21 protein-coding genes and 3 riboswitches are annotated in these 23,078 nt (G+C 31.1%); of the genes, 17 read left to right on the forward strand and 4 right to left on the reverse strand.

Annotated features, from left to right (window positions below; all coding sequences use genetic code 11):
* Positions 1-34 precede the first annotated feature (34 nt).
* From GOQ27_RS09560 to GOQ27_RS09570, 3 genes are all read left to right on the forward strand, one after another.
* Positions 35-196: a DUF1328 domain-containing protein gene (locus GOQ27_RS09560; RefSeq protein ID WP_203366621.1), complete on the forward strand. Its 162-nt coding sequence runs from the start codon at positions 35-37 to the stop codon at positions 194-196.
* Positions 197-223: 27 nt separating this feature from the next.
* Entirely contained in the window at positions 224-694 is a 471-nt protein-coding gene (locus GOQ27_RS09565; RefSeq protein ID WP_203366622.1) for a PRC-barrel domain-containing protein, read from the forward strand.
* 129 nt (positions 695-823) lie between these two features.
* Positions 824-1,975, forward strand: a complete 1,152-nt coding sequence (locus GOQ27_RS09570; RefSeq protein WP_203366623.1) for a baeRF7 domain-containing protein — start codon at positions 824-826, stop codon at positions 1,973-1,975.
* Positions 1,976-2,021: 46 nt separating this feature from the next.
* Here the strand turns inward: GOQ27_RS09570 and GOQ27_RS09575 are convergent, their stop codons facing one another.
* Positions 2,022-2,213, reverse strand: coding sequence for a hypothetical protein (locus GOQ27_RS09575; RefSeq protein ID WP_203366624.1), 192 nt, complete (start codon positions 2,211-2,213; stop codon positions 2,022-2,024).
* 453 nt (positions 2,214-2,666) lie between these two features.
* Between GOQ27_RS09575 and GOQ27_RS09580 the strand changes: the two genes are divergently transcribed.
* The 5 genes from GOQ27_RS09580 to GOQ27_RS09600 are packed head-to-tail and all read left to right on the forward strand — an operon-like array spanning position 2,667 to position 9,262.
* Complete coding sequence (locus tag GOQ27_RS09580; protein WP_207751293.1) at positions 2,667-4,346, forward strand: formate--tetrahydrofolate ligase; 1,680 nt, start codon at positions 2,667-2,669, stop codon at positions 4,344-4,346.
* A 32-nt stretch (positions 4,347-4,378) separates the two neighbouring features.
* Positions 4,379-6,430 (forward strand): urocanate hydratase, encoded by a 2,052-nt coding sequence (locus tag GOQ27_RS09585; protein WP_203366625.1) that lies wholly within the window; start codon positions 4,379-4,381, stop codon positions 6,428-6,430.
* Entirely contained in the window at positions 6,431-7,327 is an 897-nt protein-coding gene (gene ftcD, locus GOQ27_RS09590; RefSeq protein WP_203366626.1) for a glutamate formimidoyltransferase, read from the forward strand.
* 52 nt (positions 7,328-7,379) lie between these two features.
* Entirely contained in the window at positions 7,380-8,663 is a 1,284-nt protein-coding gene (gene hutI / locus GOQ27_RS09595) for an imidazolonepropionase (RefSeq protein WP_203366627.1), read from the forward strand.
* On the forward strand, positions 8,648-9,262 hold the full coding sequence (locus GOQ27_RS09600; protein ID WP_203366628.1) for a cyclodeaminase/cyclohydrolase family protein: 615 nt from the start codon (positions 8,648-8,650) through the stop codon (positions 9,260-9,262). The genes hutI and GOQ27_RS09600 overlap by 16 nt, the downstream gene beginning before the upstream one ends.
* Before the next feature lie 10 nt (positions 9,263-9,272).
* Here GOQ27_RS09600 and GOQ27_RS09605 read toward each other — a convergent pair whose 3' ends face one another.
* Positions 9,273-10,358, reverse strand: coding sequence for an HD-GYP domain-containing protein (locus GOQ27_RS09605; protein WP_252187799.1), 1,086 nt, complete (start codon positions 10,356-10,358; stop codon positions 9,273-9,275).
* Positions 10,359-10,447: 89 nt separating this feature from the next.
* The gene (locus GOQ27_RS09610; RefSeq protein WP_203366630.1) at positions 10,448-10,609 is read right to left on the reverse strand and encodes a DUF1328 domain-containing protein; all 162 of its coding nucleotides are present in this window, start codon (positions 10,607-10,609) and stop codon (positions 10,448-10,450) included.
* A gap of 215 nt (positions 10,610-10,824) precedes the next feature.
* On the opposite strand from GOQ27_RS09610, the gene pepV reads away from it, so the two are divergent.
* The 7 genes from pepV (at position 10,825) to GOQ27_RS09645 (ending at position 20,069) form a co-directional block, all read left to right on the forward strand.
* Complete coding sequence (gene pepV / locus GOQ27_RS09615; RefSeq protein WP_203366631.1) at positions 10,825-12,162, forward strand: dipeptidase PepV; 1,338 nt, start codon at positions 10,825-10,827, stop codon at positions 12,160-12,162.
* Between the two features lie 120 nt (positions 12,163-12,282).
* Positions 12,283-12,543: an HPr family phosphocarrier protein gene (locus GOQ27_RS09620; RefSeq protein WP_203366632.1), complete on the forward strand. Its 261-nt coding sequence runs from the start codon at positions 12,283-12,285 to the stop codon at positions 12,541-12,543.
* Positions 12,544-12,624: 81 nt separating this feature from the next.
* On the forward strand, positions 12,625-14,127 hold the full coding sequence (locus tag GOQ27_RS09625; RefSeq protein WP_203366633.1) for a LysM peptidoglycan-binding domain-containing protein: 1,503 nt from the start codon (positions 12,625-12,627) through the stop codon (positions 14,125-14,127).
* Between the two features lie 87 nt (positions 14,128-14,214).
* Entirely contained in the window at positions 14,215-14,931 is a 717-nt protein-coding gene (locus GOQ27_RS09630) for an ABC transporter ATP-binding protein (RefSeq protein WP_203366634.1), read from the forward strand.
* Between the two features lies 1 nt (position 14,932).
* The gene (locus GOQ27_RS09635; RefSeq protein ID WP_203366635.1) at positions 14,933-16,525 is read left to right on the forward strand and encodes a putative ABC exporter domain-containing protein; all 1,593 of its coding nucleotides are present in this window, start codon (positions 14,933-14,935) and stop codon (positions 16,523-16,525) included.
* Between the two features lie 74 nt (positions 16,526-16,599).
* Complete coding sequence (locus GOQ27_RS09640) at positions 16,600-19,269, forward strand: calcium-translocating P-type ATPase, PMCA-type (protein ID WP_203366636.1); 2,670 nt, start codon at positions 16,600-16,602, stop codon at positions 19,267-19,269.
* A gap of 14 nt (positions 19,270-19,283) precedes the next feature.
* The gene (locus GOQ27_RS09645; protein WP_203366637.1) at positions 19,284-20,069 is read left to right on the forward strand and encodes an inositol monophosphatase family protein; all 786 of its coding nucleotides are present in this window, start codon (positions 19,284-19,286) and stop codon (positions 20,067-20,069) included.
* 58 nt (positions 20,070-20,127) lie between these two features.
* Here the strand turns inward: GOQ27_RS09645 and GOQ27_RS09650 are convergent, their stop codons facing one another.
* The gene (locus GOQ27_RS09650; protein WP_203366638.1) at positions 20,128-20,322 is read right to left on the reverse strand and encodes a hypothetical protein; all 195 of its coding nucleotides are present in this window, start codon (positions 20,320-20,322) and stop codon (positions 20,128-20,130) included.
* A gap of 132 nt (positions 20,323-20,454) precedes the next feature.
* On the opposite strand from GOQ27_RS09650, the gene GOQ27_RS09655 reads away from it, so the two are divergent.
* Together GOQ27_RS09655 and GOQ27_RS09660 are read left to right on the forward strand one after the other, a co-directional pair.
* Positions 20,455-21,321, forward strand: a complete 867-nt coding sequence (locus GOQ27_RS09655; protein ID WP_203366639.1) for an SDR family oxidoreductase — start codon at positions 20,455-20,457, stop codon at positions 21,319-21,321.
* Positions 21,322-21,409: 88 nt separating this feature from the next.
* Positions 21,410-21,495, forward strand: a riboswitch (cyclic di-GMP riboswitch).
* A gap of 103 nt (positions 21,496-21,598) precedes the next feature.
* Positions 21,599-21,684, forward strand: a riboswitch (cyclic di-GMP riboswitch).
* A 90-nt stretch (positions 21,685-21,774) separates the two neighbouring features.
* Positions 21,775-21,858: riboswitch (cyclic di-GMP riboswitch) on the forward strand.
* 44 nt (positions 21,859-21,902) lie between these two features.
* Positions 21,903-23,078, forward strand: a 1,176-nt coding sequence (locus GOQ27_RS09660) for a hypothetical protein (RefSeq protein ID WP_203366640.1), incomplete at its 3' end; no start/stop codon positions are given.

The following is a 23,078-nucleotide window of genomic DNA, read 5'->3' on the forward strand; positions in this document are numbered from 1 at the left end:
AATATTCCACAAATAACAATGTGAGGTGAATAATATGCTAAGATGGGCAGTGATATTTTTAATAATAGCCTTGGTAGCAGGTATATTTGGATTTTTTGGAATAGTAGAGGCGGCAGCAAGTATAGCTAAAGTGCTTTTCTTTATATTCCTAATATTATTTGTAATAATGTTAATAACGGGAAGAAAGTCAATTTGATAATTTACTTATGAAAGGAGAGATATAATGGCTGAGTTAAATAAGCCAATTAATGAAGAGGAAGTTGAAGATATGGAAAAACTTATTAAGGTTAATGATCTTGAAGGTTATGAAGTTAAAAATTTAGATAATGATAAATTAGGCAAAATAGAAGATATAGTAATAGATTATCATAATGGTGTTATAGCCTACGGAATATTATCTGTTGGAGGATTTTTAGGAATAGGTGATGACTTATATGCAATACCGTGGAGAGCTTTAACTTTAGATCCTAAAGAAGAAAAATTCATTTTAGATGCTGATAAGGAAAAGTTAAAAGATGCTCCTTCATTTAAAAAAGAAAGATGGCCTGATATGGATAAAAGAGAATGGCATACAAACATACATACATATTATTCCATGCAACCTTATTGGCGATTTGCAGGAAGTATGATAGATCAGGATACTCAAAGTAAGGATAAAGATCCACAACCTCGTATGAATGATACTTATCTATAAAAAGATTGCTTAAGCAATCTTTTTATTTTTCATAAATGAGTGTACCATAAGTGTATAGTTTATTGATTTAATCATGGGGTATAAAAAGTTATAGAAGAAAAATAAATTAAATACTTTAGGAGGTATATAATGGATTTATTAACAAGAGATGAATTAAGAAATCTTATTGAAAAAGAAAGCAAATGTTCGGTGTCAATTTATATACCAACAGTACAGGCTAGGATAGATGCTAAACAAGGACAAGTAAAATTAAAAAATGCTTTAAGAGAAGCTGAAAATCACTTAAAAGATTATGGATTAAAAGAAAAAGAAATTAAAGAATTGTTAAGTCCAGCAGGGAAGTTTGTAGAAGATACAAATTTTTGGTTAAAACATACTGATGGATTAGCCATATTTATATCAGATAATACTTTTGATTATTATAGATTACCTATAGAGTTTAATGAAACAGTAGTAGTTTCTGACAAATTTCATATCAAGCCCTTACTACCTTTATTTACTGGTGATGGCCTATTTTATATATTAGCAGTTAGTCAGAATAATATAAGATTATTACAAGGTACAAGAGATAGTATTAGTGAATTAGATTTAGAAAATGTCACTACTAGTCTAAAAGAAGCATTAAAATATGACGAATTTGAGAAACAGTTACAATTTAATACAGCAGGTAATAGAAATAATGGATCTGATTCAGTAGTTTACCATGGCAATGGAGCAGGGGATCAAGATGAAAAGAATCAATTATTAAGATATTTTCAGCAGGTAGATAAAGGACTTAGAGACTTCTTTGGTGATGAAAATTATCCTTTAGTATTTGCAGGAGTGGATTATTTATTCCCAATATACAAAGAAGCGAATCATTATAATAACTTTATAGAAAGAAATATATCAGGGAATCCAGAGCATAAAACAGATAAGGAACTTCACAAAGAAGCGTGGAAAATACTAGAGCCTATATTTAAAAATGAACAAAGAGAAGCTCAAGGACAATTTAAAGAATTAGAAGATACAGAGAAAACTTCTAAAAATATTAGAGAAGTTGTACCAGCAGCATATTTCCAAAAAGTAGATACATTATTTGTTTCAGTTAGTGATAAAGTATGGGGTGAATTCCATCCAAAATTCAATCAAGCAAATATTCATGATGAAGAAGGAGACAATAGTGATGAGTTACTAAATTTCGCTGCAGTTCATACTATTTTAAATGGTGGAAAAGTATATGCAGTAAATTTTGGTCAAGTTCCAGGTGGAGAAAAAATAGCAGCAATATATAGATATTAGGCATAAAGAAAGGAGCTCTTAAGAGTTCCTTTCTTTATGCCTAATATTATTCAGTTTCTTCTTCTGTATTTTCTGTATTGTCCATATTTTCTTCAGTTTCTTCTGAGTCCTCAGGCTCATCAATATCTTCTTCTAATTCCATATCTTCAGTACCATCCATATCTTCACCATCATCACATGCTACAACACTAAAAGTAAGAACTAGAGCTAATAATAATAACATTAATTTCTTTTTCATTTGTAAATCATCTCCTCATAATCTTTAGTATTTTTAATTGGTTAAACAATTACCTTGCCTATTTTTAAAGCTAAATTCAATCTAATAATAAATGAAACTATTATCTGTCACTAGAGTTACCGATAGGCTCATGAGTTTCTTAAGTCTAACGGACAATATCATATTTTCAATAACCTATCACCTCCTAGACACACTATGATATAGAAAAGCTTTTCAATATATATTTGCCCTGTACCTAAAATTTTAAACATAAATTCAATAGTATTATAGAACTATATAAAGGTAAAAGAGGTTGAAATCAATATATATATAAGAAATAACTAGATATATATATATATAAATAATTTTACAATTTCTTAATTATTTAGAATATTGATAAAAATGGGACGATTTAAAATGGTTTTTATTATATAATTAAAAATATAGATTTAATTATAGAAAGGTAGGGATTAGATGAATAAGATACCTAGTGATATTGATATTGCAAAGGCAGCAAAAATCAAACCTATATTTGAAATAGCTAAAGAATCAGATTTAATGGAGGATGAACTAGAACTCTATGGGAAATATAAAGCAAAAATTTCTTTAGATATTTTAGATAGACTTGAGAGTAAACCTAATGGAAAATTAGTTTTAGTTACTGCTATTAATCCGACACCTGCAGGTGAAGGGAAGACTACTACTAATATAGGACTTTCTATGGGTCTTAATAAAATAGGAAAAAAAGCCATAACTACTTTAAGGGAACCTTCTTTAGGTCCTTGTTTTGGTATAAAGGGTGGAGCAGCTGGTGGAGGATATTCTCAAGTATTACCGATGGAAGATATAAACCTTCACTTTACTGGGGACATCCACGCAATTACGACAGCCCATAATTTATTAGCAGCATTATTAGATAATCATATTCATCAAGGAAATGATCTTAATATTGATACAAGGAAAATAGTATGGAAAAGAGTACTAGATATGAATGATAGAGCTTTAAGAAATATTGTGGTTGGTCTTGGTGGTAAGTCTAATGGAGTACCTAGAGAAGATGGATTTGATATAACAGTAGCCTCAGAAATAATGGCTATATTATGCTTAGCTACAAGTCTTGAGGATTTAAAAAATCGTCTCTCAAAAATGATAGTAGCCTATACATATGATAAACAGCCTATAACTTGTGATGACTTAAAAGCAACTTCATCATTAGCTATATTACTAAAAGATGCGATAAAACCTAATTTAGTACAAACAATTGAAAATACCCCAGCTATTATTCATGGTGGACCTTTTGCAAATATTGCTCATGGATGCAACAGTGTAATGGCTACAAAAATAGCCTTGAAACTCGGGGAATATACAATAACAGAAGCTGGGTTTGGAGCAGATTTAGGAGCGGAGAAATTTTTTAATATTAAGTGTAGATATGCTGATCTTAAGCCTGATTGTGCAGTTATAGTAGCCACTATAAGAGCCCTAAAAAGTCATGGTGGTGTAGATAAAACTGAACTTAATCACGAAAATCTACAAGCTTTAGAAGAAGGGTATAAAAATCTTCAGAAGCATATAGAAAATATAAAGAAATTTGATGTGTCGGTAGTAGTAGCTATAAATAAATTCCCATCGGATACAGAGAAGGAATTAGAACTTTTATACGATAGGTGTAAAGTGGAAGAAGTACCAGTAGTAATATCAGAGGTATGGGAAAAAGGTGGAGAAGGTGGAATGGATCTAGCTAAAAAGGTTGTAGAGATAGTAGAAAATACAACCTCTGAATTTAGTCCTTTATATAGTGAAAATGAATCAATTAAAGATAAAATAGAAAGAATAGCTCAAGAAATTTATGGAGCAGATGGTGTTGAATACACCAAGGCTTGTGAAAAACAAATAAAGGAAATAGAAAATTTAGGATATGATAAGTTGCCTATATGTATGGCAAAAACGCAGTCTTCATTATCAGATGATCCATCTTTAAAAGGATGGCCTAAAGGGTTTAAAATAACAGTTAGAGAAATAAAGGCATCAAATGGAGCAGGATTTTTAGTTGCCCTTACAGGAAATATAATGACAATGCCTGGACTTCCTAAGATACCAGCAGCTAACAATATGCATATCTCTGATGAAGGCGACATTAGTGGATTATTTTAATTTTATTTAAGTATATTAAAGGGGGAATTTAATTGCTAAATAATATAGACATATCTAATTCTATGGAAATAAAATTAGATATTAAGGAGCTACCTAAAAAAACAAAATTTATTGAAGGAATAAGAAGAGCACCAAAAAGAGATTTTAATCTAAGTCAAAAGGATACAGAGCTAGCCATAAAGAATGCTTTAAGGTATATCCCGGAAAAGTTGCATAAGGAATTAGCAGAAGAACTTTTAGAAGAATTAGTTACTAAAGGTAGGGTTTATGGTTATAGATTTAGACCAGAAGGAAATCTAAAAGGGAAACCAATAGAAGAATATAAAGGGAAATGTATAGAAGGAAAGGCATTTCAAGTTATGATTGATAATAATCTAGATTTTGATATCGCTCTTTATCCTTATGAGTTAGTTACCTATGGAGAGACTGGACAGGTATGTCAAAATTGGATGCAATATAGACTTATAATGAAATATTTAGAGGAACTGACTGTAGATCAAACTTTAGTTATAGAATCTGGTCATCCTTTGGGGTTATTTAAGTCCTCGCCAGAAGCTCCTAGAGTCATAATAACTAATGCTCTTATGATAGGTATGTTTGATGATCAAGAAAACTGGCATAGAGCAATGGCTCTAGGCGTGGCTAATTATGGACAAATGACTGCTGGAGGATGGATGTATATAGGTCCTCAAGGGATAGTACATGGTACATATAGTACCATACTTAATGCTGGTAGAGATAAACTAGGTATACCGGAAGATAAAGACTTATCTGGCCATTTATTTGTAACCTCTGGGCTAGGTGGAATGAGTGGAGCTCAAGGAAAAGCTATTGAGATAGCTGGAGGAGTAGGTATAATAGCAGAAGTGGATGAATCTAGAATTAAAACAAGATATGATCAAGGATGGGTAACGGAGATTATATGTGATCCTAAAAAAACCTTTGAAATAGCCAAAGAATATAAACAAAAGAAAGAATCAGCTGCTATTGCATTCCATGGTAATATAGTAGACTTATTAGAATATGCCGCAGATAATGATATAAAGATTGACATGCTATCAGATCAAACATCATGCCATGCGGTATATGATGGTGGATATTGTCCTGTAGGATTGACTTTTGAAGAAAGAACAGAGATGTTAGGCAATAACAAGCAGAAGTTTAAAGAGTTAGTAGATAAGACACTAAAAAAACATTATGAAATGATAAAAAAATTAGTTAATAATGGAACTTATTTCTTTGATTATGGAAACAGCTTCATGAAAGCAGTATATGATGCTGGAGTACAGGAAATATGTAAAAATGGTGAAGATGAGAGAGATGGATTTATTTTCCCATCTTATGTTGAAGATATAATGGGTCCAGTATTATTCGATTATGGATATGGTCCCTTTAGATGGGTTTGTTTAAGCGGTAAGCATGAGGATTTATTAAAGACAGATAAAGCTGCTATGGGTTGTATAGATCCTAATAGAAGATTTCAAGATAGAGATAATTATATGTGGATAAAGGATGCAGATAAAAATGAATTAGTAGTGGGAACTCAAGCAAGAATCCTTTATCAAGATGCCTTAGGAAGAATGAATATAGCTCTCAAGTTTAATGAGATGGTTAGAAAAGGCGAGATAGGACCTATCATGCTAGGAAGAGACCATCATGATACGGGAGGAACAGATTCCCCATTTAGAGAAACTTCTAATATTAAAGATGGTAGTAATATTATGGCTGATATGGCTACTCAATGTTTTGCCGGTAATGCAGCTAGAGGCATGAGTTTAATAGCCCTACATAATGGTGGGGGAGTAGGAATAGGTAAATCAATCAATGGTGGGTTTGGCTTAGTACTAGATGGAAGTCAAAGAGTAGATAATATTATCAAGAGAGCAATTCCTTGGGATGTTATGGGAGGGGTTGCAAGAAGAGCTTGGGCCAGAAATGAAAACTCCATAACTACTTGTGTTGAATATAATGACATGAGAAAGGGAGAGGACCATATAACGATACCATATATTGCCAATGAGGAACTTGTTAAGGATTTAGTGGAAAGAGTATTTAATAAAAAAACTAATAGGGGGATGAATTAAATGAAGAAAATAATTGAATGTGTACCTAATTTTAGTGAAGGAAGAGATTTGGATAGAATAGAGAAAATAGTTTATCCATTTAGGGGAAAGGATGGAGTTAAACTACTAGACTATCAAAGGGATGAAGATCATAATAGAATGGTGGTAACTTTAGTAGGAGAACCAGAAAAAGTTAAAGAAGCAGTAATTGAAGCAATGGGAGTTGCTATAGAAGAAATAGATATGACTAAACATGAAGGTCAACATCCTAGAATGGGAGCTATTGATGTTGTCCCTTTTATACCTATAAAGAATGTTACAATGGAAGAAGCTATTGAATTATCTAAAGAGGTGGCTAAAGAAGCTGCTACAAAGTACAATCTTCCTATATTCTTATATGAAGAAAGTGCATCAGCTAGTCATAGAACAAATCTTGCCAAGGTAAGAAAAGGACAATTTGAAGGAATGAAAGAAAAAATAAAACAAGAAGAATGGAATCCTGATTTCGGACCTTCCGATATTCATCCCACAGCAGGAGTAACAGCAGTTGGAGCCCGTATGCCTTTAGTGGCATTCAATGTTAATTTAGACACAGATAACATTGATATAGCAAATAAAATAGCAAAGCAAGTAAGACATAGTGGTGGTGGATTAAGATATTGTAAAGCTATAGGAATAGAACTAAATGAAAGAGGAATAGTTCAAGTCTCTATGAATATGACTAATTTTACAAAAACAGCTTTATATAGATCATTTGAATTAATAAGAGTAGAAGCAAGGAGGTATGGAGTTAATGTGGTTGGTAGTGAAATAATAGGATTAGTTCCTATGGAAGCCTTAGTTGATACTGCAGTATATTATTTAGGAGTAGAAGATTTTTCTATGGATCAAGTCTTAGAATCTAGAATGATGGAGTAAGTATAAGGGACTTTTTAGTCCCTTATACTTATTATCTCAAAGGAGGGAAAAGATGAGTAAAAGACTTCTAATAAAAAATGTAAATGAGATAGTCACGTGTAGTGGATTTAAACAAAAAAAAGGAAAAGAAATGTCTGATTTACATATTATTAATGATGGAGCTATATTAATAGAGGATGGAATCATTAAAAAAGTGGGGAATAATGAAGCAGTATTAAAGGAAATAGATACAAGTGAAATTGATATAATAGACGCTAAGGATAGATGCGTATTACCGGGATTTATTGATCCTCATACTCATTTTGTATTTGGAGGTTATAGAGCAGAAGAATATGGGTGGCGCCTTAGAGGAGTCAATTATATGGAGATAATGAATCGTGGTGGTGGGATAGTAAATAGTACTAATTCTACAAAAGAAGCTACATTAGAAGAATTAATAGAGGCAGGAATGAAAAGACTAGATTCAATGGTATCCTTTGGAGTGACCACTGTAGAGGGTAAAAGTGGATATGGTCTAGATTTAGATACTGAGATTAAGCAATTAGAAGCTATGAAAAAATTGAACGAAACACATCCTTTAGATATCTCAACTACATTTTTAGGGGCCCATGCTGTTCCTAAAGAATATAAAGGGCGAGAAAATGAGTTCATAGATTATATAATAGAGAAGGTTCTTCCAGAAGTGGCAAAAAGAAATTTAGCAGAGTTCTGTGATATATTCTGTGAGGATAATGTCTTTTCTATAGAACAATCTAGAAAATTATTAAGCAAAGCTAAAGAATTTGGACTAAAACCGAAACTCCATGCTGATGAAATTGTACCTTTAGGAGGGGCAGAATTATCTGCAGAATTGGAGGCTATATCAGCAGATCATCTATTACAAGCATCGGATGAAGGAATAAAGTTAATGGCAAAAAATAATGTAGTAGCAACATTATTACCAGGTACTGCCTTTAGTTTAAAAGAAAAGTATGCCAGGGCTAGAGATATTATAGATGCAGGATGTGCTGTTGCACTAGCAACAGATATGAATCCGGGAAGCTGCTTTACAGAGTCTATACCATTAATAATAGCTTTGGCTACATTATATATGAATATGACTACAGAAGAGACTATAAATGCATTAACAATAAATGCAGCTGCTGCTTTAGATAAAGCTGATAAAATTGGGAGTATAGATGTTGGAAAAAAAGCAGATTTAGTCATACATGAATTTCCTTCATACAACTACATTCCTTATCATATTGGAGTGAGTACAGTAGAAAAGGTGATAAAAAATGGTAATATAATATATAGCAAAGAAGACAAAGGAGGATTATTATGTTACAAGATTTAAACTTAAAAGATTTTTTAGAAAAAACAGGTTCAAACTCACCTGTCCCGGGAGGAGGAAGTGCAGCGGCATTAACTGCTTCTTTATCTGCTAGTTTAGTTGAAATGGTATCTAATCTTACAGTAGGTAAGAAAAAGTATGAAGAAGTTAATGAAGAAATGGAAGAAATAAAAAAAATTGCAATGGAAATGAGAAAGAAGTTTCTAAATGATATAGATCGTGACTCAGAGTCTTTTAATGGAGTGATGGCTGCTTTTAAATTGCCTAAGGAGACTGATGAAGAAAAAAATACTAGGAAAGAACTAATTCAAAAGGAATTAAAAAATGCAGCTCTAATTCCTTTAGAAATAGCTAAAAATTCATATAAAATTCTTGATATATCAGAAAAAGTAGTTATTAAGGGCAATCAAAATGCAGTAACGGATGGTTTGGTCGCAACAATGTTAGCAAGGACGGCTGTATTATCGGCATTGTATAATGTGAAGATTAATTTAATATCTATAAAAGATGAAGAATTTATAAAACAAGTAACAGAAGAAATGGATAAGCTCTCAGATGTAAACAAAAGAGAAGAAAGTATATTGAAAAAAGTTGAATTATAAAAGGAGGCTATTAGGCCTCCTTTTCATAATTATATACAATGTTTTCGATCACAATATTTTTTTCTATCATCAAATCTATTAATGTATTAGTAGATAAGAGTTCTATCTTTGGTCTTAATGGAAATCCGCTAGTTATATCTTTAACTACACCAATATTTTTGTTACTTAATTTTACCATTGTGCCTATAGGGTAGGGAATGATTCTATTAGAAAATTTCTTAACTAATTTCATATCGAATTGAGTAGAACAATTACCATATAAATATTCTAATGCTTCATTAGGACTCATAGCTCTTCTATAAGGTCTATCAGAAGTGAGAGCATCATATACATCAGCAATTGCAACAATCTTAGAAAGCATATATATTTCGTCTTCTTTTAGTCCATTAGGATATCCAGAACCATCTATTTTTTCATGGTGTTGGATTGCTATAACTCTAGCTGGAGAAGGGATATCTTTACTTATTTTAAGGTAATCATAACCTTTTTTAGTATGGGATTTCATTGTTTCAAATTCTTCATCAGTTAAGGGTCCTTCTTTCAACAAAATACTTTCAGGGATTAAAGTTTTACCAATATCATGAAGTAAAGATCCTATGGCAAGGTGTTTGAGATGTTTAGTATCTAACTTTAACTCTAAACCTAAAATTATTGAAAGTATAGATACATTAAGACAATGTTGATAAGTATAATTATCAGTGCTTTTTATATCTATAAGATTAACAACTACATGCTTTTGGGACAATATGTCATCAAGAATATCTTCAGCAACTGAAGATATATCTGAAATATTTTCATTAGCTTCTTGTACAGATTTCTTTGTATAAGAATCATCTTGAGAATAGTTTTGTTGAAAATTATGGTAGGTTTTCTTTAGAGTAATAATAGCTTTACTTCTTATTTGAGGGGTAATTACATCGTTAAGTTCAACATTTGAATATTCATCCATTATATATATAGAGTATATACCTAATGACTTAATTTTTTTTATATATCTATCTCTTAATGCCGTTCCTTTTGATAATAAAATTCGTCCTTTTTCATCGTATATATCTTTTCCTAATATTGTTCCTTCTTTGACGAAAGATATTGGCATAAATCTCAACCAGATTCCCCCTTTAATAGCAATATAACGAGAGCCTAAGCCCTCGTTATATTATACTACAATTATGTAGTTGATACTAACTAAAATATTCCAGATCCAAAAATAAGAGCTATTACAAATAAAATCACAAATATAATAAATAATATTTTAGCTATTGAAGCAGAAGTACTAGCTACACCTCTAAAACCAAATAATCCTGCAATAGCTGCAACTATTAAAAATATTAATGCCCATTTTAACATCTACTACACCTCCTACGAAATAAACAATAATAATCTATTTAAATCGATTTAAATATTTCAATGTGTTAATAAATATATAACCAAAAAAAATAATTTTAAACAAGAAGAAAATATTATGAGTAAATAATTTGTTTTGATAAAAATTAATTTATCTAATACAATTATAAATATAAAGTTTGGGTAAAAATATATAGTAGAAAACGAGGAGGTATATTATGGATTATAAAAAAAGAGTAGAAGAACTAAAAGATGAGATGATAGACTCAATTATTAAAGTTGTAAATATTCCAAGTGTTAAGGACGAAAATAGTAAAGAATATCCTTATGGAGAAGACATTGATAAAGCACTAAAGAAAACATTAGAGATATGTGAAAGCTTAGGATTTAAAACTCACTATGATGAAGAAGGATATTATGGATATGCTGAAATAGGAGAAGGAGAAGAAATGCTTGGAATATTAGGGCATTTAGATGTAGTTCCTGCTGGAGAAATTACAAACTGGAACTCTGATCCTTTTAATGCAGAAATTAGAGAAGGAAAATTATATGGTAGAGGAACTCAAGATGATAAAGGACCTACCCTGGCAGCAATATATGCAGTTAAGGCATTGATGGATTCAGGAGTTAAATTTAATAAGAGAATTAGATTCATTTTTGGTACAGATGAAGAAAATCTTTGGGGTGGAATAAGCAAATATATGGATAATGAAGAGATTCCTACATTTGGATTTACTCCTGATGCTGAATTTCCGATGATTCATGCAGAAAAAGGTTTATTACAAGCTAAGTTAGTATCCGATGTTGGTTCAGATGTGAATCTATCATCAGGAAATGCGTTTAATGCAGTACCTGATAAAAGTAAATATAATGGAAAAGATAAAGGTGAACTTAAAAAGGAATTAGATAAATTAGGTTTTGAATATGAAGAGGATGAAGAGTCTATATATGTTATAGGAAAAGGAGCCCATGCTTCTCAACCACATAATGGAATAAATGCTATAGCTAGATTATGTATTGCACTAGATAATATAGGCATTAATAGTAAAGCTATTAAATTTATAGCAGAAGTAGTTGGTGAAGATTATAATGGCAAGAATATATTTGGCAACTGTGAAGATGAGCCTTCTGGAAAAATTACATTTAATATAGGAATGATAAACCTTGATAAGAATATGGAAGAAGTATCTGTGGATATTAGAATTCCAGTTACGAAAGAAAAGAGTGATATTGTAGAAAATATCAAAGAAAAAATAAAGGATTATGATCTTAAATATGAAGAGTTTGATTACTTAGATTCTCTATATGTACCAAAAGATCATGAATTAATTAAGACATTAAGAAAAGTGTATGAAGAAGAAACCGAATTGGACTCTACACCATTAGTTATAGGAGGCGCTACATATGCTAGGTCAATGGATAATTGTGTAGCTTTTGGAGCAATATTCCCAGGACAAGAAAAAGTAGAGCATCAGGCTAATGAATATATAGAAGTAGATAGACTTATGGATGTAACAAAAATATATGCAAAAGCAGTTTATGAATTGACTAGATAAATTTGTGAATTATATATAAATTTATTATGCAATATTCATAATTTCCCTAAAATAAGAGCATAAGACATAAACTTTATGATAGAATAAATAAAAGAAAATTATCTTATGGGAGGAGATTAAATGAGAAATTTGGAAGTAGAATTAAAAAATGAAACTGGGTTACATGCAAGACCTGCGAGTCTATTTATACGAGAATCTTCTAAATATACTTCTGATATCGTAGTAATAAAAGATGATACAGAGTATAATGGTAAGAGTATAATGGGCATATTGAGTATGGGAGCTACTCAGGGAGATAATCTTACAATAAGAATTGAAGGCGATGATGAAAACGAAGCATACGAAGGATTAAAGAATTTATTTGAAAATGATTTAAAATAATTATAGAAAAATATAAACCATTCTTTCAACAAAGGAATATGATGAAATATATGACTTTGTTTGAAAGGATGGTTTATTTATATGTATACAATAAAATACACAGTGAAACCAGGAGATAGTATATATACAATAGCTAGGAGGTTTGGAATATCAACTAGAGAGCTTCTTAGAGCTAATAATTTGAGTAGTCCTGATATATTTCCAGGACAGATTTTAGAAATACCTATCACATACTATACAGTAAAATCTGGAGACAGTTTATACTCTATATCTCAGAGACTTAATGTACCTATAGAAAGTCTTATAGAATTAAACAATTTGGAGAGCACAAATCTCTCAATAGGTCAGAGATTAGAAATACCATTTTATACAGAAGTAATAGTGAAAGCTGATGTAGCTAATATAAGATTAGGACCTGGAACAAACTTTGATATAATTGCTCAAATGGTAGAAGGTGCACCTCTGCCAGTAATAGACATAAACGACCAGTGGACAAATATTGAATTATATGATGGTAGAGAAGGATGGATATCTAACGACTTAGTTAATAGAAATGTATATGGAAGAGAGAAACCTATAATTGCTCTATTAGGATATTATACTTTAGAAGAAGGACCTACCCTTCCTAGCTCTTATGATTCTTTTGTAGCTCACAAAGAAGATTTAACAAATGTTCCCATGTTTCTTTTCCAAATAAGCGAAGATGATCCTACTACAATAGTAAAATTTGGTGAATTTACAAATCAATATGTGAAGGATGTAATAGAGATAGGTCATAGAAGTAATGTTAAAATGTTAGCATTAATTCATAATCTTCTATATCCAGGGGGAGTAGAGAAAGCTAAAGAAATAACTAGCAATATGTTAGCTACCGAAGAAACTAGAGGTACTTTCATTGAAAATACAATAGAACTTATAGAAGGTTATGGATTTGACGGTGTAAATATAGATATAGAAGATGTAGCTATTGAGGATAGTGAAAAACTATCACAGTTCTTTATAGAATTAGGAGAAGCTTTATCTGAGAGGGGCTACTATTTAGCAGCTTCTGTCCCATCTAGAGTTAGTGATGAACCTTTTAATCCATTTTCAGATCCTTTTGATTACGGAGTGATAGGTAAAGCTGTAGATGAATTTGATGTAATGTTATATAATGAGCATGGTTGGCCAGGAAGTGGGCCAGGACCAGTTGTTTCTATTGGATGGATGGATAGGGTGCTAAAATATACTATAACTAAAATGCCTAAAGAGAAGATTATGGCAGCAGTATCTGTCTTTGGGTTTGATTTTAATCTGACTACCGAAAAAAATGCTTATGTAACTTATGATAGGGCAATGCAACTAGCAGAAAGATATGATAAGGAAGTAATATTTGATGAAGAAACTCAAACACCATATTTTGCTTATACAGACGAAGACGGTAATGAACATGAAGTGTGGTTTGAAAATGCCCAAAGTATAAAGGCTAAAATAGATCTTGCAAGTGAGTTAGGCATTAAAGGGATAGCCCTATGGAGATTAGGCATGGAAGATGAATCCATGTGGAATATGATAATAGAAGATGTAGTAATCAAGAGATTTTAGAGGGGATGTATATCCCCTTTATTTTTTTGGAAACTTACTTATAGTATATGTTAAAATATACACATGAGATTATTTGGGAGGTAAATTATGCTTAAAGTGAAAGGGTTACTTAAGGATTATAAGAATGTAAGAGCAGTAAATGATATTTCTTTTGATTTAGAAGAAGGTGATATAGTAGGGTTATTAGGACCAAATGGAGCAGGGAAAAGTACTACAATAAAGACTATAGCAGGACTTTTAAGGGCTACATATGGAGATGTTACAATAAATGGACATAAAAACACTTCGGTTGATGCAAAGTCTAATTTTTCCTATATTCCAGAAATGCCAGAACTTTACGAAATGCTAACAGTATGGGAACACATAAAATTCATTGCTTATGCTTATAAGGTAAGTAATTGGGAAGAAAAAGCAGAAAAATTATTAAGACGGTATGATATGTGGGATAGAAAAGATAAATTGTCTAAAGAACTCTCTAAGGGTATGAAACAGAAGGTATCAATTTGTTGTGGACTACTACCGGATCCAGGACTATATTTATTTGATGAGCCAATGATTGGATTAGACCCTAAAGCAATAAGAGAAACAAAAATTATATTTAAAGAATTAAGTGAGAGGGGGAAAACAATATTTGTTAGTACCCATCTACTAGATAGTATAGAAAATCTATGTAAAAGAGTTTTAGTTATGAAATCAGGGACTATTATTGCAGATGAATCAGTAGATAATTTAAAGAAAAAACTAGGAAATAATACTGATGTATCTTTAGAGGATGTATTCTTAGAGGTGACTAAGGATGAGTAGTATGAAACTATTATTAAAAAGGGATCTGTGGGCTATAAAAAATCATATAGTAGAAATAAAAAGAAATCCAAAAAGATTAATTATTTATCTTCTTTATATATTATGGATAGGTTCATTAGTTTTTAATTCAATTATAGCCAATGATAATGCTGGAGGATTTGATATTCCGAGACAAAATGCTATAGAGTATATTTCTGCTGGGTATTTTGTATTGATATCTATATTATTCATATATAACTTGATTAAAGGATTACATGAGTCTAGTACGTTTTTTAATGTGGGGGATATAAACTTTCTGTTTCCTGCTCCAGTCTCCTCAAAGAAAATATTGTTATACAATATTATAAGAAAGACTTTATTAAATTTAATATTAGTTGGGTTTATAGTAATAGGTGTATTACCTCTTATTATTCAAATGGTAGAAATAGAAATTGAGTATTTACCTTATTTATATATGAGTTTAGTAGGATTTGCATTAACCTTAGAACCTCTTAAATTTGCACTGTTTGCCCTATCTACTAGATATAATAAAAAGACACTAATAAATAATATAGTTTATTTATTATTATCAATTTTTATAGGGTTCATTTTAATAGGTACTTTTAGAGAAGGAAATTTATTATCAAATATTCTAGATACATTAAATGATAGTAGACTAGATTATATACCTATTCTAGGATGGAGTAGACAAGCATTTTTGATTCCTATTGTAGGCTATTCTTTTACTAGGATGTTATATACCATACTTATTTATTTAGCTGTAATTATCTTAATATTCTTAGCCTATATATTAGGAGATGATTATTATGAAGATGTAGCTGATATCACCAGGGAAAGAGAAGCTAAAAAGAGAAGGAAAAAAGGATTAGATAAAGGTAATAATAAAATAAAATTCTTCAACAAAAAAGGAAATATAAATGTAAAGGGAAGAAAAAATGGAGTATGGTCATTGTTATGGAAAAGTAAGGTAGAATATAAAAGATCAGATATCCATGAATACTTAAGTATTACCTCCTTAGCATTTTTAGCATTAGGTATAGGTATTGGACTTTATACCCAATTTAGAAGTGGTGGATTTCTAATCCCAACATTAACTGGTGGATTAGCATATTTTATGTTCCTTATGTCAGCTAGAAGAGCTCGAGATAGTGAGTTATCTAAACCTTATATATATTTAATACCTGGTAGTTTTATATCAAAGATTTTAGCAATAAGTTCCTTAGACTTTATAAGAATGATGATAAATGGAGCATTATTATATGTACCATTAATATTAATTACAGATTTACCTTTTATGAACGGATTTATATATTGGTTATTTTTAATAAGTTTTTATGGTTTAAATTTAGCTTCAAATTTCTTAATAAGAGTATTATTTCCTGATAGTCTAGATAAAAAAGCATTATTCCCACTTTTTTTAATGTTACAAACTATTGTATTACTAATACCAGGGTTTATAATAGGGGGAATATTAGCAGCGATTTTTGGAGGTGTTTTATACATGTATCTAGGTTTCTTTATATCTAATGCAATATTAATAAGTGTATTTATATTCTTATCAAATAGGGTATTTGAGAAATTAGAATGGAGATAGATTGTAGCTAATAGAGTCAGTTTACTGAGATTGGGTATATTAGAATCATAAGATTTTAATAAGGAGTTGGAAATATGAACAAATCTCAATTTGACGGCTTAACCTCTCAACAAGTTGAAAAATCAAGAGAAGATAACGGAGATAATAAAATAGAAAAGGGGGAAACGGAATCCTTTTGGGATAAACTGACAGATAATTTAAAGGATCCTATTATTAAAATATTAATTGTAGCCTTAATAATAGAAGTAGGCTTTTTCTTTTGGGGAAAGGTAGAATGGTATGAACCTTTAGGTATAACTATAGCTGTAGTTATTGCTATATTTGTTAGTACCTATTCAGAATATAGCAATGAACAATCTTTTCAAAAATTGCAAGAGCAAGCTTCCCAGATAACCTGTAAAGTATTTAGGGATGGTTCTTTAGAAAAAGTTTCTATAGAAGATATAGTAAAGAGAGATAAAATACTTTTACAATCCGGGGATAAAATTCCCGTTGATGGTATAGTTTTAGAAGGGGATCTTAGTGTGGATCAATCAGTTTTGAATGGTGAAAGTGAAGAAGCTGATAAAAAAGAAGCTCCTGGAGACTATGAGTTTGATAAGGAAGAATCTGATTTTTTAGATGAGTATAAAGTCTTTAGGGGGACAGTAGTTGTAGAAGGAGAAGCAGTAATAGAGGCAGAAACGGTGGGCAAAAATACATTTTTTGGACAATTAGCTGAAGAACTAGAGTCAGAAGATAGAGATTCCCCGTTGAAAGTTAAATTAGGAAATTTAGCAGACAAAATTAGTAAGTTTGGATATGCCGGTGGTATTCTTATAGCCCTTTCTTTTATGTTTAAAAAAATTGTGTTAGATAATATTGCTGAAGGATTATCTTTAGCTTCATATTTTAGCGATATGTCCACTGTAATAAATGATGTGGTCACTGCCGGTATACTAGCTATAATAATAATAGTAGTAGTAGTACCTGAAGGTTTACCTATGATGATAGCCTTTGTACTCTCTATGAATATGAAAAAATTATTAAAGGATAATATATTAGTTAGGAAATTAGTAGGTATAGAGACTTCCGGGTCATTAAATATTTTATTTAGCGATAAGACAGGAACAATAACAAAAGGAGAGTTAGAAGTAATAAGCTTTATTACTGGCAATATAGATAATTATGAAAATTTTGAAGAAGTGCCAGATGAATTAAGGAAATTATTAGATGTCTCTATTAAAGAGAATACTGAAGCTGTATATGAGGAAAATGATGAAGGAGAAATGGATGCTATAGGAGGGGACTTTACAGAACAAGCTTTATTACATTTTACAGGTGATTCATCCCAAAATTATGATATAGATACTGTAGATAAGATCCCTTTTAATAGTGAGAATAAATATTCAGCTGCAGAAGTACAGGGAGATTATAATACTACTTTAGTCAAAGGAGCCCCAGAAGTATTATTAGAAGGTTGTGATCAATATTATGATAAAGATGGCAATAAAAAAGAGTTGAATAAGGAAGATAGGGATAAAATACAAGATAAAGTAAATGAAATGGCAGATAATGCAATCAGGGTAATAGCCATTGCTACCTCAGAAAAGTCAGTGGATAATGATGTAACTAATGATTTAACTTTAGTAGGCATTGTAGGAATAAGAGATGATGTAAGAAAAGAATCTATTAAATCTATTGAGCAAGCTCAAAAAGCAGGTATTCAAGTAGTCATGATCACTGGAGATAAAAAAGAAACTGCTTTAGCAATAGCTAAAGAATCAGGTATTATCCAATCTGATGACGATGTGGTTTTAACTTCTAAGGAACTAGATGAAATAAGCGACCAGGAATTAAAAGAAAAATTACCTAATATAAAAGTTATAGCTAGAGCATTACCAACGGATAAAAGTAGGCTAATAAAAACATCTCAAAGTTTAAATAAAGTGGTAGGAATGACAGGGGATGGAGTAAATGATTCTCCTGCTTTGAAAAAAGCAGATATTGGATTTGCTATGGGTTCAGGAACAGAAGTAGCAAAGGAAGCGGGGGATATAGTTATATTAGATGATAATTTCAACTCAATAACAAAGACTATTCTATATGGTCGTACTATATTTAAATCTATTAGAAAGTTTATTGTATATCAGCTAACAGTGAATATTGCAGCTGTACTAATAGCCTTTGTAGGACCTTTTATAGGAATAGAATTTCCTTTAACCATGACTCAAATGCTCTGGGTTAATTTAGTAATGGATACCTTTGCTGCATTAGCCTTTGGGGGAGAACCTCCATTAGATAAATACATGGATGAAATGCCTAAGACTAGAGATGAATCTATAATAAATAAATATATGTGGAGCTCTATAATTACCAATGCTATAGTAATAGGTGGATTAAGTATATTTTTCTTAATTAGTGATATGATTAAAGGATTATTTAGACAAGGCCCTAATGGAAATGAAGATATATATTATCTTACTGGATTCTTTGGGTTCTTTATCTTTATAAATTTATTAAATATGTTTAATGCAAGAACTAAAGATATTAATATATTTAATAATATATTGGAGAATGATAAATTCTTAAAGATAGTAGGGTTGATTTTTATTGTTCAAATAGTAATGACTTATATTGGAGGAGCGGTATTAAGAACTGAAGGTTTAATTATTAAAGAATGGCTAGTGATAATACCGATGGCTATGATTATAATACCTATTGATATTATTAGAAAACTTATCGTTAATAAATTAATAGAATAAACGGAGGGATTTCTATGATTGATTTAAATAAAGCTATAGAAGAAGTAAAGAGATGGGCTTTAGAAGCTGGAAAAATACAAAGAGATAATTATGAAAAAGAAGACTTAAAAATAAGCACTAAATCTAGTGATGTTGACTTAGTTACAGAGATAGATGAGCTATCAGAAAAGCTTATACTTTCAGCAATAAAGGAAAATTATCCTGACCATGGAATATTATCAGAAGAGTCGGAGTATCATGAAACTAATTCTGACTATTTATGGATTATAGACCCATTAGATGGTACTTCAAACTATGCTCAAGGATTACCTATCTTTGCAGTTTCAATAGCCTTAGAATTTAGGGGGGAGGTAGTGTTAGGTGTAGTATATGAACCAATACTCAATGAGATGTTTAGTACTATTAAGGGTAAAGGGGCTTATCTTAATAATAAAAAAATAAAGATAGGATCAAAAAATAAACTGAGACAATCATTATTAGCTACTGGTTTCCCCTATGATAGAGATACTAACCCTGATAATAATCTTAATTATTTCAATAAAATAATTCCAAAAGTAAGAGGAATACGAAGAATGGGAGCAGCAGCTTATGATTTAGCAAATGTAGCCTGTGGAAGAGTAGATGGATATTGGGAGTTAAATTTGAAACCTTGGGATGTAGCTGCAGGAGCACTAATGATAAAAGAATCTGGAGGAGAAGTAGCGGAAATCTCAAATAAGAGGGATGTATCAATAGTTGCAGGAAATAAAGAAATATGTGACTTGATAATGAAGGAAATAAAAGAAGTAGATAGAGGGTAGTTAATTGTTATTCAAAAGAATATATATAATAAAAAAGAGCCTAGTAGGCTCTTTTTTATTATACTCCTCTATTTCTTGATGTAATCATAGCTATAAGATTTGTTATAAGTCCTATCAAACCAAAAAGCACATAGTATCCTGCCATAGATATATTTAATCCGAATAATTCATGTATCCCATCAACTATTACTCCTGCAAAGCCTAATAACCAAAGGAGCCAAGCTAATAAAAGCCCACCAAGTATTCCAAACATATTAATTCCTCCTTATATCATGTACTTCATTAATACCCTACTATTAACAATAAAAATCAGTTAAGAAATTGTTTTCTATAAAATGTTTTGGGAATATATGTAATGTAGATAAAAAACAAAGGAGGAGAATTGATGAGTAGATTTGATTATCCAAACAACGTACCAGCACAGCACCAAGATAAGCAACCGGGAGTAAATAAAGAAATGAACCCTAATCCGATATATGAAGATGAGGATTATATAGGTACAAATAAACTAAAGGATAAAGTAGCTATTATTACTGGAGGAGATAGTGGTATAGGTCAAGCTGTATCTATTGCTTATGCAAAAGAAGGAGCAGATTTAGCTATAATCTATCTAGAAGAAGATGAAGATGCAAAAAAAGTTAAAGAAAGAGTAGAAGAATTAGGACAAAAATGTTTACTAATTTCAGGAGACATAGGAGAAGAAGAATTCTGTAAGAGTACTGTAGATAAAGTTATAGAGGAATATAAAAAAATCGATATATTAGTTAACAATGCAGGAGAACAGCATCCAAAAGAGAGCATATTAGATATTAGTACAGAACAATTAGAGCGTACTTTTAAAACTAATATATTTGGTATGTTTCATATGGTAAAAGCAGTGCTTCCTCATTTAAAGGAAGGTAGTTCAATAATTAATACTTCATCTATAACTGCCTATGAAGGAAATCCTTTACTATTAGATTATTCATCTACTAAAGGAGCGGTAACTACCTTTACTAGATCCTTATCCCAATCCTTAATAAAGAAAAAAATAAGAGTAAATGGAGTAGCACCAGGACCTATATGGACTCCATTGATTCCATCTACTTTTGATAAGGAGCATGTAGAAGGTTTTGGGGATGGAACTCCTATGGGAAGACCTGGACAACCTATAGACTTAGCTCCCTCTTATGTATTCTTAGCATCAGAAGATTCATCATATATAGCAGGCCAAATGATACACGTAAACGGTGGAACAATAGTTAATGGATAATAAATAATTTTAAAATATTTAAATAAAATTGTTTTGAAAACTCCATTGGTGGTATATATAGATTAACAATTAAATATTACTTTTATTTAACATATAAAGGCAAACTTATCGAAAGATAAGGACGCAAAGTTACAAGTCTAAAGCTATTTTAGCTATGACAGTTGGGCTGCTATGTATATTACATAGCAGCCTTTTTTATTTATTAAATATTTTAAGGAGAGGTATATAATATTTTTTTAAACGTATACTGATAATAAATTACAATTGAATATAATTATTATAAAAAGGGCAAACTTACTGAAAGGTAGGGACGCAAAGCTCGAAGTCTAAAGTTATTTTAGCTATGACAGTTCGGCTGCTATGTATATACATAGCAGCCTTTATTATTTATCTATTAAATACTACATAAGAATATATCAGAAAATTAAGCAAAGGGGTGATAGGAGAAAATATAATAATGATTGGCAAACTTATTGAAAGATAAGGACGCAAAGCTCGGGAATCTAAAGAGAAATCTATGATAGTCCGGCCGCATATAAAACTCGTTGTAGATAATATTTAAATTAAAGAGGAGTGTAAATATGAGGAAATCAATTAGAGCGAGCTTATCAATATTATTAGTTTTTGTATTAACTTTTTCATTAACATTTATGCAGGTGGGTAGCATAGCAGCCTATGCTAAAGGATTAGACAATAATATAGAAAGAAAAGATGGATACGATAAAGTAGACAATTGGTCAGATAATGACTCAGAATACACTTATACTCAGCCTGAGGGTTATATTGTAATTAAGGTAGAAGTGAAAGCAGGAAATAATATATATACCTATAAACCAGACGGTACTAAAGGATCAAATTATTATACAGTCAACTTTAACGGAATATCAGCATCAGTAAAGGAAGATTGGACATCAGATACCAAAACATCAGATATGAAAGATATAAGTCATGTGAACTTCTATTATAGTAATAACAACGATGGAGGAAATGAAGATCCGGAAGATCCAGTAGAATATAAACCATTAAAGCCAGTATTAGAATATGTAGAAAAAGTTAATGGAGAATATATAGCTCACTGGGGATATGAAAATAAAAATGATGAAACAGTGGATGCTCAGTTAAGTAAGTTTACTGGCAGTGTAATAGAAGGAGAACCAAAGTCAGCTGACTTTGAACCAGGAAGACATGTAGATGTATTTACTACAAAATTTAATAGTAAAACATTAGTATGGACATTAAGAGGCCCGGATGGAAGTACAAGAACAGCAACTGCAAGTGGAGAGAATGCAATAATAGATGTACCAGAAGAACCAATAGAATATGAGCCATTAAAACCAGTGGTAGAATATGTAATAGATAATGGAGATGGAACATTTACAGCCCATTGGGGATATGAGAATAAGAATGAAATGGAGGTAGATGCAGAGTTAAGTAAGTTTACAGGAAATGCTACAGGTGGAACAACAACACCTCCACAGACAGGATTCCTAGAAGGAAGACAAAGAGACGTATTTACAACAGAGTTCGATGGAAACAACCTAGTGTGGACATTAAGAGGTCCAGATGGAAGTACAAGAACAGCAACAGCAAGTGGAGACAATGCAATAGTACCAGAAGAACCAGAAGAACCAGAAGAACCAGAAGAACCAGAAGAGCCTGAAGAGCCTAAAGAGCCTATAGAGTTAGATATAGATATGGAAGATGATGAGTTTGAAATAGAACAGGATACTAAGTTAGAAGAAGAAGTTAATGTAAGT

Origin of the sequence: Anaeromonas frigoriresistens, from assembly GCF_016820655.1 — a bacterium.
GTDB classification, from domain to species: Bacteria; Bacillota; Clostridia; order Tissierellales; family SIT17; genus Anaeromonas; species Anaeromonas frigoriresistens.

Bases quoted from the DNA above. Each gene is read 5' to 3' on its own strand.
- GOQ27_RS09560 (WP_203366621.1), top strand. From the start codon at position 35: ATGCTAAGATGGGCAGTGATATTTTTAATAATAGCCTTGGTAGCAGGT.
- GOQ27_RS09565 (WP_203366622.1), top strand. From the start codon at position 224: ATGGCTGAGTTAAATAAGCCAATTAATGAAGAGGAAGTTGAAGATATG.
- GOQ27_RS09570 (WP_203366623.1), top strand. From the start codon at position 824: ATGGATTTATTAACAAGAGATGAATTAAGAAATCTTATTGAAAAAGAA.
- GOQ27_RS09575 (WP_203366624.1), bottom strand. From the start codon at position 2,213: ATGAAAAAGAAATTAATGTTATTATTATTAGCTCTAGTTCTTACTTTT.
- GOQ27_RS09580 (WP_207751293.1), top strand. From the start codon at position 2,667: ATGAATAAGATACCTAGTGATATTGATATTGCAAAGGCAGCAAAAATC.
- ftcD (WP_203366626.1), top strand. From the start codon at position 6,431: ATGAAGAAAATAATTGAATGTGTACCTAATTTTAGTGAAGGAAGAGAT.
- hutI (WP_203366627.1), top strand. From the start codon at position 7,380: ATGAGTAAAAGACTTCTAATAAAAAATGTAAATGAGATAGTCACGTGT.
- GOQ27_RS09600 (WP_203366628.1), top strand. From the start codon at position 8,648: ATGTTACAAGATTTAAACTTAAAAGATTTTTTAGAAAAAACAGGTTCA.
- GOQ27_RS09605 (WP_252187799.1), bottom strand. From the start codon at position 10,358: ATGCCAATATCTTTCGTCAAAGAAGGAACAATATTAGGAAAAGATATA.
- GOQ27_RS09610 (WP_203366630.1), bottom strand. From the start codon at position 10,609: ATGTTAAAATGGGCATTAATATTTTTAATAGTTGCAGCTATTGCAGGA.
- pepV (WP_203366631.1), top strand. From the start codon at position 10,825: ATGGATTATAAAAAAAGAGTAGAAGAACTAAAAGATGAGATGATAGAC.
- GOQ27_RS09620 (WP_203366632.1), top strand. From the start codon at position 12,283: ATGAGAAATTTGGAAGTAGAATTAAAAAATGAAACTGGGTTACATGCA.
- GOQ27_RS09625 (WP_203366633.1), top strand. From the start codon at position 12,625: ATGTATACAATAAAATACACAGTGAAACCAGGAGATAGTATATATACA.
- GOQ27_RS09630 (WP_203366634.1), top strand. From the start codon at position 14,215: ATGCTTAAAGTGAAAGGGTTACTTAAGGATTATAAGAATGTAAGAGCA.
- GOQ27_RS09635 (WP_203366635.1), top strand. From the start codon at position 14,933: ATGAAACTATTATTAAAAAGGGATCTGTGGGCTATAAAAAATCATATA.
- GOQ27_RS09640 (WP_203366636.1), top strand. From the start codon at position 16,600: ATGAACAAATCTCAATTTGACGGCTTAACCTCTCAACAAGTTGAAAAA.
- GOQ27_RS09645 (WP_203366637.1), top strand. From the start codon at position 19,284: ATGATTGATTTAAATAAAGCTATAGAAGAAGTAAAGAGATGGGCTTTA.
- GOQ27_RS09650 (WP_203366638.1), bottom strand. From the start codon at position 20,322: ATGTTTGGAATACTTGGTGGGCTTTTATTAGCTTGGCTCCTTTGGTTA.
- GOQ27_RS09655 (WP_203366639.1), top strand. From the start codon at position 20,455: ATGAGTAGATTTGATTATCCAAACAACGTACCAGCACAGCACCAAGAT.